14 protein-coding genes are annotated in these 17,481 nt (G+C 67.3%); 9 read left to right on the top strand and 5 right to left on the bottom strand.

Annotated features, from left to right (window positions below; all coding sequences use genetic code 11):
* Positions 1-18: 18 nt before the first annotated feature.
* Genes nadD through leuS form a run of 4 tightly spaced genes read right to left on the bottom strand, consistent with a single transcriptional unit; the run spans position 19 to position 5,281 of the window.
* The gene (nadD, locus tag J2X06_RS05905; RefSeq protein WP_310059548.1) at positions 19-696 is read right to left on the bottom strand and encodes a nicotinate-nucleotide adenylyltransferase; all 678 of its coding nucleotides are present in this window, start codon (positions 694-696) and stop codon (positions 19-21) included.
* Positions 693-1,769, bottom strand: a complete 1,077-nt coding sequence (holA, locus tag J2X06_RS05900; protein ID WP_310059545.1) for a DNA polymerase III subunit delta — start codon at positions 1,767-1,769, stop codon at positions 693-695. The genes nadD and holA overlap by 4 nt, the downstream gene beginning before the upstream one ends.
* A complete protein-coding gene (gene lptE, locus J2X06_RS05895; protein WP_310059543.1) occupies positions 1,769-2,434 on the bottom strand; it encodes an LPS assembly lipoprotein LptE in 666 nt (221 codons plus the stop codon). Before lptE ends, holA begins: the two co-directional genes overlap by 1 nt.
* Positions 2,435-2,479: 45 nt before the next feature.
* Entirely contained in the window at positions 2,480-5,281 is a 2,802-nt protein-coding gene (leuS, locus tag J2X06_RS05890; protein ID WP_430539502.1) for a leucine--tRNA ligase, read from the bottom strand.
* Positions 5,282-5,337: 56 nt separating this feature from the next.
* Between leuS and J2X06_RS05885 the strand changes: the two genes are divergently transcribed.
* Positions 5,338-6,396, top strand: a complete 1,059-nt coding sequence (locus tag J2X06_RS05885; RefSeq protein ID WP_310059540.1) for a class I SAM-dependent methyltransferase — start codon at positions 5,338-5,340, stop codon at positions 6,394-6,396.
* A gap of 119 nt (positions 6,397-6,515) precedes the next feature.
* Positions 6,516-7,814: a metal-dependent hydrolase family protein gene (locus J2X06_RS05880; RefSeq protein ID WP_310059537.1), complete on the top strand. Its 1,299-nt coding sequence runs from the start codon at positions 6,516-6,518 to the stop codon at positions 7,812-7,814.
* A gap of 22 nt (positions 7,815-7,836) precedes the next feature.
* On the opposite strand, the gene J2X06_RS05875 is transcribed toward J2X06_RS05880, so the two are convergent.
* Complete coding sequence (locus J2X06_RS05875; RefSeq protein WP_310059535.1) at positions 7,837-8,433, bottom strand: DUF998 domain-containing protein; 597 nt, start codon at positions 8,431-8,433, stop codon at positions 7,837-7,839.
* 106 nt (positions 8,434-8,539) lie between these two features.
* Between J2X06_RS05875 and trxA the strand changes: the two genes are divergently transcribed.
* The 7 genes from trxA (at position 8,540) to J2X06_RS05840 (ending at position 17,427) form a co-directional block, all read left to right on the top strand.
* Positions 8,540-9,418 (top strand): thioredoxin, encoded by an 879-nt coding sequence (gene trxA / locus J2X06_RS05870; protein WP_310059533.1) that lies wholly within the window; start codon positions 8,540-8,542, stop codon positions 9,416-9,418.
* A gap of 83 nt (positions 9,419-9,501) precedes the next feature.
* Positions 9,502-9,963 carry a DUF4442 domain-containing protein gene (locus J2X06_RS05865; protein ID WP_310059530.1) on the top strand — a complete coding sequence of 154 codons (462 nt, stop codon included), beginning with the start codon at positions 9,502-9,504 and terminating at the stop codon, positions 9,961-9,963.
* Positions 9,964-10,070: 107 nt separating this feature from the next.
* On the top strand, positions 10,071-12,095 hold the full coding sequence (locus J2X06_RS05860; RefSeq protein ID WP_310059527.1) for a bifunctional serine/threonine-protein kinase/formylglycine-generating enzyme family protein: 2,025 nt from the start codon (positions 10,071-10,073) through the stop codon (positions 12,093-12,095).
* A gap of 66 nt (positions 12,096-12,161) precedes the next feature.
* Positions 12,162-12,836 carry a DUF502 domain-containing protein gene (locus J2X06_RS05855; RefSeq protein ID WP_310059524.1) on the top strand — a complete coding sequence of 225 codons (675 nt, stop codon included), beginning with the start codon at positions 12,162-12,164 and terminating at the stop codon, positions 12,834-12,836.
* On the top strand, positions 12,833-13,624 hold the full coding sequence (locus J2X06_RS05850) for a queuosine precursor transporter (RefSeq protein WP_310059522.1): 792 nt from the start codon (positions 12,833-12,835) through the stop codon (positions 13,622-13,624). The genes J2X06_RS05855 and J2X06_RS05850 overlap by 4 nt, the downstream gene beginning before the upstream one ends.
* A 106-nt stretch (positions 13,625-13,730) precedes the next feature.
* Complete coding sequence (locus J2X06_RS05845; RefSeq protein ID WP_310059519.1) at positions 13,731-15,530, top strand: DUF885 domain-containing protein; 1,800 nt, start codon at positions 13,731-13,733, stop codon at positions 15,528-15,530.
* 73 nt (positions 15,531-15,603) lie between these two features.
* Positions 15,604-17,427, top strand: a complete 1,824-nt coding sequence (locus J2X06_RS05840) for a DUF885 domain-containing protein (RefSeq protein WP_310059517.1) — start codon at positions 15,604-15,606, stop codon at positions 17,425-17,427.
* Positions 17,428-17,481 lie beyond the last annotated feature (54 nt).

Here is a 17,481-nt window from a genome sequence, read left to right as displayed (position 1 = left end):
AGCGGGTTTACGTGATGATTATAACGAAGCATGCCGCGTCGCCCGGACGCCGTACAGGCCGTGGCGGCGGATGTATTCAGCCACTGCGGGCGGCGCCCATTCATCCCAGGGCTCGCCGGCCGCCATGCGCCGGCGCAGCTCCGTGGACGACTCCGGCCGCAACGGCAGGTCCTCGAACAGGGCGAATCCGCCCGAGGGCGACTCCCCCAGCGTCGTGGCCTCGCGCCAGCGGGGCGCGATTTGCGCATGCACAGCTGGCGCGCTCGCCGCGACCCATTGCGCATCCGCATGGGCTCCGGGCCGAGCCACCGCCAGGACATGGGCCAGTGTGAACAGGTCCCGCCAGCGGCTCCAGGTATGCAGTTGCAGCAACGAGTCGGTGCCGATCATCCAGACGATGGGCGCCTGATCGCCGAGTTCGGCACGCAGCGAGCGCAGCGTATCGACGGTGTATGACGGCCCTTCCCGATGCAGCTCACGGCGGTCCACCGCAAGGCCCCGTTCACCCGCCACCGCCAGGTCGAGCATGCGTGCACGCTGGTCGGCGTCGGCATGGGTCGCGTCCTTGTGCGGCGGGTCGGCGGCCGGCAGCAGTCGCACGGTCGCATCCAGCGCATCGCGAACCGCCGTGGCGATCGCCAGATGGCCGTTGTGGACCGGGTCGAAGGTACCGCCGTAGTAGACGTGCAGCGTCATGCACCCGGGCCGGCGAGCAGCCGGGCGGCACGCGGTTCGGCGACGGCAAGCAGCAGGCGCTCCAACGCGATCCACGGATCGCCCGGCTCCAGGCCGGGACGCCCACGGCCCTTGGCGATGCGGTCGACCTGCCCGGCCTGGGCCACGAAGGCTTCCCAGCGCCGTACGTCATGGCGCTGCAGAGCGCGCCGGTACATCGGCTGCTTGGAATCCCAGATGCGCTGCGCCTTGAACTCGGCGTTGAGATTGCCGCCGCGCGCCTCCACGCGCGCCAGGGCGGCGCCGCGCTGCAACTCGAGCACGACCATGCCGAGCAACGCCGGCACCGCCTCGCCCTCGGCACGCAATCCGGCGAGCATGCGCGACACCTGTGCTCCCTGCCCGTTCATGGCGGCGTCGATCACGCGGAACACGTCGAAGCGCGCGGCATCGGCCACCAGCTCCTCCATGGCCTGGCGATCGAGCGTCGACCCGTCGGACAACAGTGCCAGCTTGTCGATCTCCTGTGCCGCCGCGAGCAGGTTGCCATCGACGCGTTCGGCCAGGCCCTGCACGGCGTCGCGATCGGCTCGCAAGCCGCGCGCGCGCAGGCGCCGCTCGATCCATTCCGGCAACTCGTGCGGTTTGATCGCCCAGGCGATGGCGATCTGGCCGATGCGGCCGATCGCTTCGCTCCATTTGCCGCCGTGCTGCTTGCTCCATTCCCCGGCGGTGATCAGAAGGGTGACGTCGCCCGGCGGGTCGGCGCAGAACGCGGAGATGACTTCTGCGCCTTCCTTGCCCGGCTTGCCGCTGGGCAGGCGCAGCTCGACCAGTCGCCGGCTGGCGAACAGGCTGGGCGCGCGAAAGCTGGATTCCAGCGCATTCCAGTCCGGTTCGCGCTGGTTGCCCTCGGCCTCGAATACTTCGCGCTCGCTGATGCCCTGCTGGCGTGCCGCAGCGCGCACGGCGTCGGCGGCCTCCAGCACACGCAACGGCTCGGGGCCCGCGATCAGGTAGGCAGGGCGCAGCGGCGGCGGTGCGGGCTGATCGAGGCCGAGCTGGCTGACCAGCTGTTCGGGCCTGAGCTCCATCAGCGCGGCTTCTTCTCTTCAGGCGGGGCGGAAGGAGGCGCATGCGCGGGCGGATTGTCCATCGCGTCGGCTGCTTCCAGCGCGGCCTTGGCCGCATCGGCCGCTACCGGAACCTCGCCGGGGCCCGGACCGTCGCCCATGATTCCGCCGCCGCGCGCGACCGCGCCGAGGCGACGCAGCACCGAGGCGGACATCTCGCGCCGCAGCTCGCGCTGCAGGATTTCGCGCTCGCCCTCGGTGCCGGTGGAGTTGGTCGGGTTGGAGACGTAGTCACGCGCCAGTTCGATGGTCTGTCGCGGCACCGCCGTGGAGCCGTCGGCCCGTCGCAGCTCGAAGGTCACGGCGTAGCGCAGGCTGTACTCCTGCGCGCGGCCGAGTGAGTCCAGCGCGATCGGGCGATCGCCCCAGCGCTCGGCCAGCAGGTCCAGCACCGTCACCTCTTCCATGTCGGAGGTGGCCTCCGGCACGCCGGCGCGGGCCAGCGACTGCGACAGCGATTCGGCCAGCGGGCTGTAGCGGTCCACCGACACCACTTTCACCGCGCCCAGGTCCGGCGGCAGTTCCAGCGCCTCGCGCAGGTGGAAGCCGCAGGCCGAGAGGGCCAGCACGAGAGCCACTGGAACCATGCGCAGCAGCGGGTGTCGGAGCAACGGTCGGAAGGTCATGCGCGCAGTCTGGACGAGGCCGACACCACCGGCAAGCCGAGGCATTCAGGCCGCAACAATGTTGACGATCTTGCCCGGCACCACGATCACCTTGCGCACGGCCAGGCCCTCCAGGTACTTGGCCACGTTCGGCTCGGCCAGGGCCTGCCGCTCGGCGTCTTCCCGACTCACGCTGACGGGCACCTCGATCGTGCCGCGCAGCTTGCCATTGACCTGCACCGCCAGCGTCACCGCATCGCGCGTCAGCGCATCCGGATCAGGCTGCGGGAACGGCACGTCCTCGAGCAGCGTCTCGCGATGGCCCAGCGCCTGCCACAACGCATGGCACACGTGCGGCGTGACCGGATTGAGCAGCAGCACCATCGCTTCGAGCGTCTCGTGGCGCACCGCGCGACCCTGCTCGCTGATGTCGGTGAACTTGCCGATGTGGTTGAGCAGTTCCATCAGCGCGGCGATCGCGGTGTTGAAGCTGTGGCGGCGGCCGTAGTCGTCGCCAACCTTCTGGATGGTTTCGTGCAGCTGCCGGCGCATGGTCTTCTGCGCGGCATCGAGTTTGGACGGATCGACGCGCGGATGATCGGGCTGCGAGGCATGCGTGATCACTTCGCGCCAGAAGCGGCGCAGGAAGCGCGCCATGCCTTCGACGCCGGCTTCGTGCCATTCCAGCGACTGCTCGGGCGGCGCGGCGAACATCGAGAACAGGCGCACCGTATCGGCGCCGAACTTGCCGACCATCAGTTGCGGATCGACGCCGTTGTTCTTCGACTTCGCCATCTTCTCGATGCCGCCGATCACCACCGGCTGGCCGTCGGCACTCAGCGTCGCGCCGGTGATGCGACCACGCTCGTCGCGGATCACCTCGACGTCGGCCGGGTTGATCCACTCCTTCGAGCCGTCGGCATTCTCGCGGTAGAAGGTCTCGGCGATGACCATGCCCTGCGTCAGCAGGTTGATCGCCGGCTCGTCGGATGCGACCAGGCCCTGGTCGCGCATCAGCTTGTGGTAGAAGCGGAAGTACAGCAGGTGCAGGATCGCGTGCTCGATGCCGCCGATGTACTGGTCGACCGGCGTCCAGTACTTGGCGCGCTCGTCGACCTGCTGCTCCGCGCCCGGCGAGGTGTAGCGCGCGTAGTACCAGCTCGACTCCATGAAGGTGTCGAAGGTGTCGGTCTCGCGCTCGGCCGCGATGCCGCACTGCGGGCAGGTGGTCTTGCGCCACTGCGGGTCGGCCTTGATCGGCGATGCCACGCCGCTGAAGGCCACGTCTTCGGGCAGCACTACCGGCAATTGCTCTTCCGGCACCGGGACGTCGCCGCAATTCGGGCACAGGATCACCGGAATCGGGCAACCCCAGTAGCGCTGGCGGCTGACACCCCAGTCGCGCAGACGGAAATTGACGCGGCGCTGGCCGCGGTTCTCGGCCTCGAATCGCGCGGCGAGCGCATCGAACGCCTGCTGGAAATCCATGCCGTCGAACTCGCCCGAGTTCACCAGCCAGCCGCGCTCGGTGTAGCCCGATTCCTCGGCGATGCGGTGCTGGAACTCCTCGACGACCTGCACGGCCGCGCTGGTCTCGTAAACATCGACCGACCCGGCGCCGCCCAGCGCGCTGCGCATCGGGTCGTCGTGGCGGGCGATGTGTTGTCCGATCTCGCCGATGGCGTCGCGCACCTCGATCGGCACGATCACCATCTTGATCGGCAACTGGTAGCGCCTGGCGAATTCCCAGTCGCGCTGGTCGTGGCCAGGCACCGCCATCACCGCGCCGGTGCCGTAGCTCATCAGCACGAAGTTGGCGACGTAAACCGGCAACTGCTCGCCGGTGATCGGATGCACCGCGCGCAGGCCTGTATCCATGCCGCGCTTTTCCTGCGTCTCCAGTTCGGCCTCGGTGACGCCACCCTTCCTCAGGTCCTGCAGGAATGCGGCGAGGTCGGCATCCTTGGCCGCGGCTGCCTGCGCCAGCGGGTGCTCGGCCGCGATCGACACGAAGGTCACACCCATCAGGGTGTCCGGACGCGTGGTGAACACCGACAACGGCGGCACTGCGCGACCATCGGCATCGACCACGTCGAATCGGATCTCAAGCCCCTCGGAGCGGCCGATCCAGTTGCGCTGCATCGTCTTGACCGCGTCCGGCCAGCCCGGGAGGGTGTCCAGGCCGTCGAGCAGTTCCTGCGCGTAGTCGGTGATCTTGAGGAACCACTGCGGGATCTCGCGCTTCTCCACCACCGCGCCGGTACGCCAGCCACGGCCGTCGATCACCTGCTCGTTGGCCAGCACGGTCTGGTCGACCGGGTCCCAGTTGACCACCGAGTTCTTGCGGTAGGCCAGGCCCAGCTTCATCAGGCGCACGAACATGCGCTGCTCGTGCACGTAGTAGTCCGGCGTGCAGGTGGCGAACTCGCGCGACCAGTCGATCGCGTAGCCCATCTGCTTCAGTTGCGCCTTCATGTGCGCGATGTTGGCGTAGGTCCACTTCGCGGGCGCGGTCTTGTTCTTGATCGCGGCGTTTTCCGCCGGCAGGCCGAACGCGTCCCAACCCATCGGCTGCAGCACGTTGTAGCCGGTCATGCGCTTGTAGCGGCTGATCACGTCGCCGATGGTGTAGTTGCGCACGTGGCCCATGTGCAGCGCGCCGGACGGATACGGCAGCATCGACAGGCAGTAGTACTTGGGCTTGCCCGAGTCCTCCGTCACCTCGAAGGCGCGGGTCGACTCCCAGTAGAGCTGGGCGGCGGTCTCGATCGCCTGCGGTTCGAAGGGGCGGATTTCGGTAACGGCTTCGCTGGACACGGCGGCGGGGACGTCGGGGGAAAGACTGTGAAGCCTACCGCAGCGCACCATGTGCCGCTACGCGCGCGGGTACCATGGCGCCCTCACAAACCCACCTCGGAGCCGCTTTGTCACGTTCTGCCGAGCAACTGGACCAGGCCCGGCGCCAATGGCTGGGCGGCCTGGCGGAGCGCCATGCCGCGGAAAACTCCGCCGATACGGCCTTGGCGCTGGCGCGAGGGGAATGGATGTGCGGGGATTACGAGCAAGCCCTCGGACATTTCATCCTGGCCCGCGACCGCAACCTGCAATCCGGCGATGCCCACGTGGCTTTGCTGCGCGCCGCGTCGATGCTGGGGCAGCGCTCGCTCGAATCGGCTGCGATGGCGTTGGCACTGCAGTTGCATGGAAACGATCCCGACGTGGCGCTGCACGCCGCGCTCGACCAGGTGCCGGACGATCTGGATGCGGCGCGCTCGCTGCTGCAGCCCCACCTGGGCCGGGGCCTGTGCGGGGAGTTCGACCAGGCCATCGCCGCCATCCAGTCGGGGCGTCTGCCCCAGGCCGAAGGCGATGATCCGCGCCACCAGGCCCGCATCGAAAGCCTGCGCTGGGTCATGCAACAACGTTGTGCGCCCGATGTGCACATCGGCCTGCCTGCCCGCGTGCTGGAACGGGCGCTCGCGCTGGCGCCTGCCGAGGGCATCACGCTCGAATGCGGCGTCTATTTCGGACGCTCGCTGCGACTGATCGCCCGCTCCACGCCGGGCCCGGTGCACGGTTTCGACAGCTTCCAGGGGCTCCCCGAAGCGTGGAGCGCCCATGAAGGGGCCGGGGCCTACAGCACGGCCGGACGGCTGCCGCGCGCAGGCGACAACGTGCACCTGCATGCCGGGTGGTTCGAGGACACCCTGCCCGGTTTCTTCGCCAGCCAACCCGGCGCGGTCCGGTTGTTGCATGTGGACTGCGATCTCTACAGCTCCACCCGGACGGTGCTGCAGGCGGCGGAACCCAGACTGTTGGCCGGAAGCGTGCTCGTGTTCGACGATCTGCTGGCGTATCCGGGCTATGCCGACCACGAACTCAAAGCTTTCTCCGAGTTTGCCGCTGCACAGCACCTGGACTGGGAAGTGGTCGGCGCGTGCCTGCTCGGACGCGAAGTGGCGATCCGCGTCATTGCCCGCTGACGCAAGCCAAGGTTTCCAGGCCGCCACGGAAGCTTTGCCGATGCTGTCGTGATCCCACTGCGCGCTTGCGGCCGATCGCCATGTGTTTCAATCGGATCATCCATCTGGGGAGATGATCCGTGTTGAAGACTGTCGCACTGGCGCTGGCCGCCGCAACGGCCAGCCTGGCCACCCATGCCGCCGAACCCGTCCGCGCCCTGCACTGCGGCCAGTTCTTCGATGCCCGCAGCGGCAAGCTGCTCGACGCTCGCACGGTGGTCGTACGCGATGGCAAGGTCGCGGAAGTGTTGCCCGGCCGCGCCAGCGTCGCCGACGCTCAGGTCATCGATCTGTCCGGCCACACCTGCTCGCCCGGCTGGACCGATCTGCACGTGCACCTGGGCAGCCAGTCCAGTCAGCAGAGCTACTCGGAAGGCTTCCGCCTCGACGACACCGACTTCGCGTTCCGCTCGGTCGGCTACGCGAAGAAGACCCTGCTCGCCGGATTCACCAGCGTGCGCGACCTCGGTGGCGAGGTATCGCTGCACCTGCGCGATGCCATTAACCAGGGACTGGTCGATGGACCGCGCATCTGGGCCGCCGGCAGCATCATCTCCACCACGGGCGGACACGGCGATCCCACCAACGGCTACAACGACGCGCTCGCGCACCTGGTCGGTCCGCCCGGCCCCACCGAAGGCGTGGTCAATTCCGTCGACGAGGCGCGCCAGGCCGTGCGCCAGCACTACAAGGACGGCGCCGACCTGATCAAGATCACCGCGACCGGCGGCGTGCTGTCCTACGCCAAATCCGGCGACGCGCCACAGTTCACGGTCGATGAGGTCAAGGCCATCGTCGATACCGCCAAGGATTACGGCTACAAGGTAGCCGCGCATGCGCACGGCGACGAAGGCATCCGCCGCGCGGTGCTCGGCGGTGTCACCTCGATCGAGCACGGCACCTACATGAGCCCGGACACCATGTCGCTGATGAAGCAGAAGGGCACGTGGTACGTGCCGACCATCTCCGCCGGGCGCTTCGTCGCCGACAAGGCCAAGATCGATGGCTACTTCCCCGAAGTGGTGCGCCCGAAGGCGGTCCGGATCGGCGCGCTGATCCAGGACACCGCCGCGCGCGCCTACAAGAACGGCGTGAAGATCGCCTTCGGCACCGACATGGGCGTGGGTCCGCACGGAGAAAACGCGCACGAATTCATCTACATGGTCGAAGCCGGCATGCCCGCGACCGTGGCGCTGCAGTCGGCGACGATCCGTGCCGCCGAAGTGCTGGGCGTCGACGACCAGGGCGTCATCGAAGCAGGCAAGCGCGCCGACATCGTCGCCATGCCCGGCAATCCTGTCGACGACATCGGCGCGGTGATGAAAGTCGACTTCGTGATGAAGGACGGCGTGGTGTATCGCCAGCCCGCGCAGGGCTGAGGGCCGTCAACCGGCGTCGCGATCAGCGCGATCGCGACGCCACGACTATCACGCACCACCACAGCGCCAGCAGCAGGCGCTGTGCGATCGGGCCCGGCACCAGCACGCCGGACACCACCGTCAGCACCAGTCCGCCCACCGCGGCGACCGCGGCCAACCGCGCCAAGCCTCGCCAGCCGTCGCTACGCCGCAGTCCCAGCGCGAGCAGGGCCGTGCCGGGCAGGAATGCAATCCACCACAGCGTCCAGCAGGTCGCATGCCACTGGCTGACCGGGCCGTCGAGGTCATGGGGATCCAGCGGCAGCAGCCCCTGCGCCGCAAATGCCAACGCCGACAGCAGCAGCAGCGCGGCGCCGATGCCGCCGGCCCAGCCACCCTGCTTCGGCAGGCGCGTGCGCATGCGCAGCGCCACCGCGGCGGCGAGCAGTCCCGGCGCGACGAACCCGAGCAGGTTGAATGCGGTTGCGCCCGGAACGCCACGGGCGCCGAGCAACGCCAGTGGATGCACCACGTGGGAGTAGCCGTCCAGCGCCACGCCGAAACCGATCACGGCGAGGATGCTGCAGGTCGCCGCCAGCACGCCCAGGTGGCTGTCATGGCGGGAAAGGATGCGGGTCATGCCGCCATGCTAGCGTGCGCAACCTTCCGGCACCCGTCCGATGCACGCCTTGCCTGCCCGCGGTGCCGCCCCCATACCTGCGACAACGCTACACGAGCCAGTACCGATGACCGCCGACACCGCCCTGCCCCACGTTTTCGACGCCACCGCCGACAACTTCGAGACCGAAGTACTGCAGAAATCGATGCAGACGCCGGTGCTGGTCGACTTCTGGGCCGAATGGTGTGGTCCGTGCAAGACGCTGGGGCCGATTCTGGAAAAACTCGCCGGCGAATATCACGGCGCGTTCGAACTGGCCAAGGTCGACGTCGACAAGGAACAGCAACTGGCTGGCGCCTTCCAGGTGCGCTCGATTCCGACCGTGTTCCTGGTCAAGGGCGGGCAGCTGGTCGATGGCTTCCCCGGCGCGCTGCCGGAAGGCCAGTTGCGCGAGTTCCTGACGCACCACGGCATCGAGCCCGCGGAAGCGGCCGAAGCGGCGGACGACACCACTGCCGAAGCCGCGCCGCCACTCGATCCGCACGCCGAAGTCGTGCGCCTGCGCGGCGAGGTGGCGGCCCAGCCGGACAAGGACGAGCTCAAGCTCGATCTCGCCCTGGCCCTGCTGCGTACCGGCGCCGCGCACGAAGCCGAGCAGCTGCTCGATGCTTTGCCGGCCAACCTCGCCACCGACGAGCGCACGCAACGCGCACGTGCACGCCTGGGTTTTGCCGCCCTGTTGAAGGACGCGCCGTCGAGCGAGGTGCTGGAAGCGGCGATCGCCGGCAATCCGGATGACCTGCGCGCGCGCCACCTGCTGGGCGTGCAGCGCCTGGTCGCTGGCGAATCCGAAGCGGGGCTCGAGCAGTTCCTGGAGATGCTGCGTCGCGACCGGAGCTATTCCGATGGCCTGCCGCGCAAGGCGCTGATCGACGCCTTCCGGATCGTCGAGGATGAGGACCTGGTCGGTCGCTACCGTCGCCGGATGGCCTCGCTGCTGTTCTGAGCGAACACCGGACGCAGTGCCGGCTTCAGCAATACGCATGCGTATGGCAAGATTGAGAACCCCCTCTTGCCCCTGCATCGCGAATGAAAGCCCGCTTCCTGCGCCACATCCTGAACCTGTGGCCGCCATTCTCCTTTGCCGGCGTCCATGTCACCGACATCGCCGACGACTACCGCCATGCGCGCGTCGAACTGCGCATGCGCCCCTGGAACCGCAACTACGTCGGCACGCACTTCGGCGGCAGCCTGTTCGCGATGACCGATCCGTTCTGGATGCTGCTGACGATGAAGGCGATGGGGCGCGACTACTACGTGTGGGACAAGGCCGGCACGATCGAGTTCGTCAAGCCTGGTCGCGGCCGCGTGCATGCCCAGTTCCGGCTGGATGAGCCCACGCTCGACCAGTTGCGCCGGGACGCCGCCGGCGGCGAGAAAGTCCTGCGCTGGTTCGACACCGAGGTGATCGACCGTGAAGGCGATGTGGTGGCGCGGGTGCGAAAACAGCTCTACGTGCGTCGTAAACCCACCCATCGCAACCACAAGTGACGCAGGGCGTCACCTCGGAAATCGCAGGAGCGTGAGCGGCGTTGTCGAGTCCTTGACGCGATGGGCGTATTGTTTGATTTTTGACGTATCCGCTTCGGGGGGCGGCGATGTCAACCACCGTATCGAACAACGACCGCCACGCACCGCCCTTGCCGGATATCGCCGGTTACAGGGTGCTGCGCGTGTTGAACCACGGCGGCATGTCGACGGTGTACCTCGGCCAGCAGCTCGCGCTGTCGCGCGAGGTCGCGATCAAGGTGATGCAGGCGCAGGCGTTGTCGGATGAAGTGAGTCGACGCCGCTTCGAGAACGAGGCGCGCACCATCGCGCGACTCGAACACCCGCACATCGTCAGCATCTACGAAGTCGGTCGCACCGGCGACGGCCTGCCCTATTACTCGATGCCGCACCTGGCGCGCGGCCACCTAGGCCAGCGCAGCTTCATCGGCAAGAACGGCGTGACCGACGAGGCACGCGTCATCGACATCCTGCGCGCGCTGCTATCGGCGATCGAATACGCGCACAGTTGCGGCGTCATCCATCGCGACGTGAAAGCCGAGAACGTGCTGTTCGACGACAGCGGCAGGCCGTTGCTTGCCGACTTCGGCATCGCACTGCGCCGCGGCTTCGGCCCGCGCGTGACCGCAGCCGGCCTGGCCATCGGCAGCACCGCCTACATGGCACCCGAGCAGGCGCGTGGCGAGGACGTCGATGGACGCGCCGATCTCTACAGCCTGGGCGTACTGACCTGGGAGATGCTCACCGGACACCTGCCCTACCAGGCCGGCGATGCGCTCTCGATGGCGGTGATGCACGCCCAGGACCCGATCCCGAAACTTCCGGCATCGCTGCGCCACTGGCAGCGCTTCATGAACCGCGCGCTGGCCAAGGGTCCGCTCAACCGTTTCCAGAGCGTCGCGCATATGCGCGAGGCCTTGACCGCGATCGAGCAGCACCGCGTCTGGCCGCGCCTGGATGCAGCGCGCGAGCGGGTGATGTCGCTGACGCAATCGCCTACGAGGCTCTGGGCCAGCCTGGTACTGCTGGCAGCCGCAGGCTTGGGCTCCTTGTGGCTGATGGGCCGCGATGGAAGCGACAGCTTCTTCCGCGTCGACGCCTCGGCACCGACGCCTGCCGTGATCGCTCCGGATCCCACCGACGCGATGATGGCGCCGCTTCCCGAAGCCCCGTTGCAACGCGCGCTGGACGACACGCGCCGGCAGATCGCGCAACGCAAACTGACCGCCCCGGAGGATGGCAACGCCTACTCCAGCGCGCTTGCAGCCTGGCATGCCGACAGCACCAATCCGGAAGTGCATCGGGTGATCGGGGAGCTGACCAACGCCCTGGGCGACGAACTCGCTCGCAACCTGCGCAGCGGCAACGACACGCGGGCACGCGACTATTTCGCCACGGCCGTCGCGCTCGGCGAGCAGACCGGCAATGGCAACAGTGCTGAGCAGCAGGCATTGCGCAAGACGGCCTTGACCGAGTTGCAGGCGCGAATGGACAAGGCAGTGAAGCGCTACGACCGCGAGTCGGCCCAGCGCGTGGCCGCACTCGCACCCGACTTCGATGTCCCCACCGCGACCGCGGCGAAGATGGTCGCCAGCGCGAAGGCCGTTCCGCGCAAGGGTCAGGTGCTTCCTGGCGATCCGGCGGGCGCGGTGTTGCGCGATGGCTCCACGGGTGCATTCGCGATCAGCCAGAAGCCGGTCACCCGCGGCGACTACCAGCGCTTCACGTCCGCCACCGGCCGCGCGGCCGCACTGTGCCGCGAGCGGGCCTCGGTATTGCGATTGCTGTCCCCCCGCAGCTGGCAGGCACCCGGCTTCACCCAGGGCAATGGCGAACCGGTCGTGTGCGTATCGTTCGAGGACGCCGAGGCCTATGCGCTGTGGTATAGCCGCCAGACCGGGCATCGCTACCGTCTTCCCAATGCCGAGGAAGCGCGCAAGGCCGCCGCCGAGGTCAGCGGCCGGGATATCTCGCTGTGGCTGCGCGACTGTGGCCGCAACTGCCAGCAGCGCCAAGCCGTGGGCTCGTCGTGGCGCAAGTCCGAGCAGCAGCGTGCGCTGACGTCCGCGCGCGGTTACGACGACGTGGGTTTCCGCCTGGTGCGCGAACTATAGGAACGCGCGGATCGGGCACGCCCCGACGCACTCACCTGGAGCTTGGGGCCTATACAATCGGCCCCCATGCGCAAACCCACCCTGCAACGCCTGTTCCTCACCGGCCTGTTGACCCTGCTGCCCATCTGGCTGACCTGGGTCGTGGTCAAGTTCGTCTTCGTCCTGCTCTCGGACATCAGTCGGCCGCTGATCGACCCGGCGCTGCAAAACTTGGCCAGCCGTGATCCGTCGCTGTCCTGGCTGACCCAGCCGTGGGTGCAGACCGCGCTGGCCTTGCTGGCGACGGTGGCGGTGATCCTGCTCTCGGGCGTGATGGCGCGGCGCGTCATCGGCCAGCGCATGCTGCGCTGGTTCGAAGCGCTGATCCAGCGCATTCCGCTGGCCAACACCATCTACGGCAGTGCACGGCAATTGCTCGACATCCTGCAAACCAAGCCCGATGGCACTCAGCGCGTGGTGCTGGTGGATTTCCCGCACACCGAGATGAAGTCGATTGGCTTCGTCACGCGCGTCATCCGCGAACAGGGCACCGGACGCGAGCTGGCGGCGGTGTACGTGCCGACCACGCCCAACCCGACTTCGGGTTACCTGGAAATCGTCCCGGTGGAGAAGATCACGCCTACCGACTGGACCGTCGACCAGGCGATGGGCTTCATCATCTCCGGCGGCGCCGTCGCTCCGGACACCATCCCGTTCTCCCCACCGACCCCACCGACCCCGCCGGCCGCGCCGACCGCATGAGTGCCGCCGCCCGCACGCTCGACGCCCGCACTCTCGATGACCGGGCGCTCTGGCTGTTCATCGTGCTAAGCGCGTTCTTCTGCGTGAACGCCGTGCTCGCGGAGTTCATCGGCGTGAAGATCTTCGCGTTGGAGGACACGCTGGGCATCGCGCCGCTGCAATGGAATCTGTTCGGGCAAAGCGGCTCGCTCAGCTTCACCGCAGGCACGTTGTTGTGGCCGGTGGTGTTCCTGATGACCGACGTCATCAACGAGTTCTTCGGCCGACGCGGCGTGCGCCTGATCTCCTGGCTGGCGGCGGCGCTGATCGTCTATGGATTCCTGTTCGCCTTCGCCGCGATCTCGCTGGCGCCGGCGGACTGGTGGGTCAAGGCCGCGCGGCCGCAGGGCGTGCACGACTACCAGGCCGCGTTCTCGGCCGTGTTCGGGCAGGGCCTGTGGACCATCGCCGGCTCATTGGTGGCCTTCATGCTCGGCCAGCTGATCGACGTGGCGGTGTTCCACCGCATCCGCAACGCCACCGGCGAAAAGCATGTGTGGCTGCGTGCCACCGGTTCGACCGCGGTGTCGCAACTGGTCGACAGCTTCGTGGTGCTGTACATCGCCTTCGTGCTCGGGCCGCAGAAGTGGCCGACCTCGCTGTTCCTGGCGGTCAGTTCGGTCAACTACCTGTACAAAATGCTCGCCGCGGTGGCGATGATCCCGCTGATCTACCTGGTCCGCGGCGGCATCACCGCGTTCCTGGGCGAGGCGCGGGCGCGCCGCCTGCGCGAGGAAGCGGCCGCCTGACGTCAACCGGCCTGGCCGGACCGCCGTCACGTTTTCCGTGACTTCCGGCCCGGGGCGGTCCCGGAAGCGTCGGCCATGCTTGGCCTTTCGCTCTCCGGGGAACTCCATGCCGTTGCGTCCGCTCGCCCTAGCCATTGCCCTGACGGTCGTTTCCGCGACCGCCCCAGCGTTCGCCGCCAATGCACCGCAGGCCAGCCAGCAGGCGGCCAAGCCGGCCAGGCTCAACGCGCTGTATACACAGTACTGGGAAGAACTGCTGCGCTTGAATCCGTTGCAGGCGACCTTCCAGGGTGACAGCCGCTACAACGACCAGCTGCCCAATTTCCTCTCGGCCGACTACCGCGCCAAGGAGCACGAGTTCAACTCGCGCTGGTTGAAGACGGTCGAATCGGTCGGTTCCGACGGCCTGACCGGACAGGACCTGCTGAGCTACCAGATCTTCGTGCGCGACGCGAAGCTGTCGCTGGAGAGCGAGCAGTTCCCGACCTGGCAGCAGCCGATCAACCAGTTCTACAACTTCGCCTCGACCGCGGTGCAGTTGGGTTCGGGCACCGGTGCGCAGCCGTTCAAGACCGTCGCCGACTACGAGAACTGGCGCAAGCGCGCGTCGAAGATCCCGGCGATCTTCGACCAGGCCATCGCCAACTCGCGCGAAGGCGTGAAGCACGGCGTGGTCCAGCCCAAGGCGCTGATGGCCAAGGTCGTGCCGCAGCTGGACGCGCTGATCAAGGACAGCGCCGACCAGACGCTGTTCTGGGGTCCGGTCAAGAACTTCCCGAAAGACTTCTCCGACGCCGACAAGCAGCGCCTGACCGCCGAGTACAAGGCGATGATCGAAGGCGAGCTGATGCCGGCCTACAAGCGCCTGCGCACTTTCGTCGCCGACGAGTACATGGCCCAGGCCCGCACTACGTCCGGCCTGGGCGCCTTGCCCAACGGTTCGGCGTGGTATGCGTTCAACACGCGCAACACCACCACGACCAACCTCACGCCGGAACAGATCCACCAGATCGGCCTGGACGAAGTCGCCCGCATCCACGGCGAGATCGGCGGCGTCATGAAGCAGGTCGGCTTCAAGGGTTCGATGCAGGACTTCTTCAAGTTCATGCAGAACGACCCGCGTTTCAGCTTCAAGGACGAGCCGGCGCTGCTGGCGTTCTATCGCGGCCTGGAAGCGAAGATCAACCAGCGGATCCCGCAGCAGTTCTCGTTGATCCCGAAGGCGCCGTTCGAGATCCGCCCGGTCGAGGCGTTCCGCGCGCAGTCGGCCGCCGGCGGCTCCTACATGCGTCCGAGCGAGGACGGCTCGCGTCCCGGCATCTTCTACGTCAACACCTACGACCTGCCCACGCGCAAGACCTGGGACGCCGAAGACCTGTACCTGCACGAGGCCATCCCGGGCCATCACTTCCAGCTGGCGCTGCAGCAGGAGCTGACCAACCTGCCCATGTTCCGCCGCTTCGGCGGCGAGATCGCCTTCAGCGAAGGCTGGGGCCTGTACGCCGAGTCGCTGGGCAAGGACCTGGGGGTGTATACCGATCCGTACTCGTACTTCGGCTACCTGCAGAACGAGCTGTGGCGCGCGATCCGCCTGGTCGTGGACACCGGCCTGCACAGCAAGGGCTGGACCCGCGAGCAGGTGATCCAGTACATGCTCGCCAACTCCGCCGAAAGCGAAACTCAGTCCACCGCAGAAGCCGAACGCTACATGGCCATCCCCGGCCAGGCGCTGGCGTACAAGATCGGCGAGCTGAAGATCAAGGAACTGCGCGCCAGGGCCGAGAAGGAACTGGGCCCGAAGTTCGACGTGCGCGAGTTCCACGCCGAAGTGCTGAAGGACGGCTCGGTGCCGCTGGAAGTGCTGGAAGGCAAGATCGACCGCTGGATCGCCGCCAAGCGCGGCTGAGCGGCGTTACAGTCCGCCATGCGGGGCCGATGACAGCATCGGCCCTTCCGACCGTCTCACCCAGGAGGTATCCGTGACGCTCCGCCCCATCCTGCTCGCCCTCGCCGTCTCCGCCGCGCTCGCTGCCTGCGACCGCGCGCCCTCGCCCGACACCACCAGCACCGCCACTCCCCAGGCCACGACGGTCGATGCCAAGGCCAAGGCCGAACAGCTCAACAAGCTCTACGCCGAATACTGGGAAGAAAACCTCAAGCTCAACCCGGTCCTGGCCACGTTCCAGGGCGATCCGCGCTACAACGCCGAACTGCCCGATTACGGCTCGGCGCAGTACCGCGACGAGAGCAAGCGCTTCACCAGCGACTGGCTGAAGAAGATCGAGGCGATCGGTCCGCAGGGCCTCGATGGCCAGGACCTGTTGAGCTACGAGATCTTCGTCGACGATGCCAAGGAGGCGCTGGAGTCCTACCAGTACCCGACCTGGCAGCTGCCGGTGAACCAGATGGACAGCCTCGCCACGCTCGCGGTGCAGTTCGGTTCCGGCACCGGCGCGCAGCCGTTCAAGACGGTCAAGGACTACGACGATTGGCTCAAGCGCGCGGGCCGCCTGCCGGTGCTGTTCGACACCGACATCGCCAACATGCGCGACGGCGTCACGGCCGGCGTGGTGCAGCCGCGCGCGCTGATGGTGAAGGTGATCCCGCAGCTGGATGCGCTGATCAAGGACAAGCCGGAAGACACGCTGTTCTGGGGCCCGGTCAAGAGCTTCCCGAAAGACTTCTCCGACGCCGACAAGCAGCGCCTCACGGATGCCTACCGCAAGCTGATCGCCGAGCAGCTGATGCCGGCGTACAAGAAGCTGCGTGTCTTCATCAACGACGAATACCTGCCCAAGACCCGCGACAGCGTCGGCCTCGACAAGCTGCCGGGTGGCGCGGCGTGGTACGCGTTCAACGCCAAGCAGAGCACCACCACCGACCTCGCTCCGGCGCAGATCCACCAGATCGGCCTGGACGAAGTCGCGCGCATCCATGGCGAGATCAAGAAGGTCATGGAGCAGGTCGGCTTCAAGGGCTCGATGCAGGACTTCTTCAAGTTCATGCAGGAAGACCCGCGCTTCAACTTCAAGAGCGAGGACGCGCTGCTGAAGGACTACCGCGCGCTCGAGGCCAAGATCAACCAGAAGATCCCCGAGCAGTTCTCGCTGATCCCGAAGGCGCCGTTCGAGATCCGCCCGGTCGAGCCGTTCCGCGCCAAGTCCGCGGCCGGCGGCCAGTACTATCCGCCGAGCGACGACGGCTCGCGCCCGGGCATCTTCTACGTCAACACCTACGACCTGCCCACGCGCAAGACCTGGGACGCCGAGGACCTGTACCTGCATGAGGCCATCCCGGGCCATCACTTCCAGATCGCACTGCAGATCGAGCTGAAGAACCTGCCGGCGTTCCGCCGCTGGGGCGGCGAGAGCGCCTTCAGCGAAGGCTGGGGCCTGTACGCCGAATCGCTGGGCAAGCCGCTGGGCGTGTACACCGATCCGTATGACTACTTCGGTTACCTGCAGAACGAACTGTGGCGTGCGATCCGCCTGGTCACCGACACCGGCCTGCACAGCAAGAGCTGGACGCGCGAGCAGGTGATCCAGTACATGCGCGACAACTCGGCCGAGAGCGATACCCAGGCCACCGCCGAGGCCGAGCGCTACATCGCGTGGCCGGGACAGGCGCTGGCGTACAAGATCGGCGAGCTGAAGATCAAGGAACTGCGTGCCAAGGCCGAGAAGGAACTGGGGCCGAAGTTCGACGTGCGCGAGTTCCACGCCGAAGTGCTGAAGGACGGCGCGGTGCCGCTGGCCGTGCTGGAAGCCAAGATCGATCGCTGGATTGCAGCGAAGAAGGGCTGAACCGGTTCGTCATGACGCTGAAGAAGGCCGGCACTGCCGGCCTTCTTCTTTTCC

Origin of the sequence: Lysobacter niastensis, from assembly GCF_031457115.1 — a bacterium.
In the GTDB taxonomy this organism is placed as follows: Bacteria; Pseudomonadota; Gammaproteobacteria; order Xanthomonadales; family Xanthomonadaceae; genus Lysobacter_J; species Lysobacter_J niastensis_A.
This window is presented reverse-complemented; position numbering and strand designations above follow the sequence as displayed.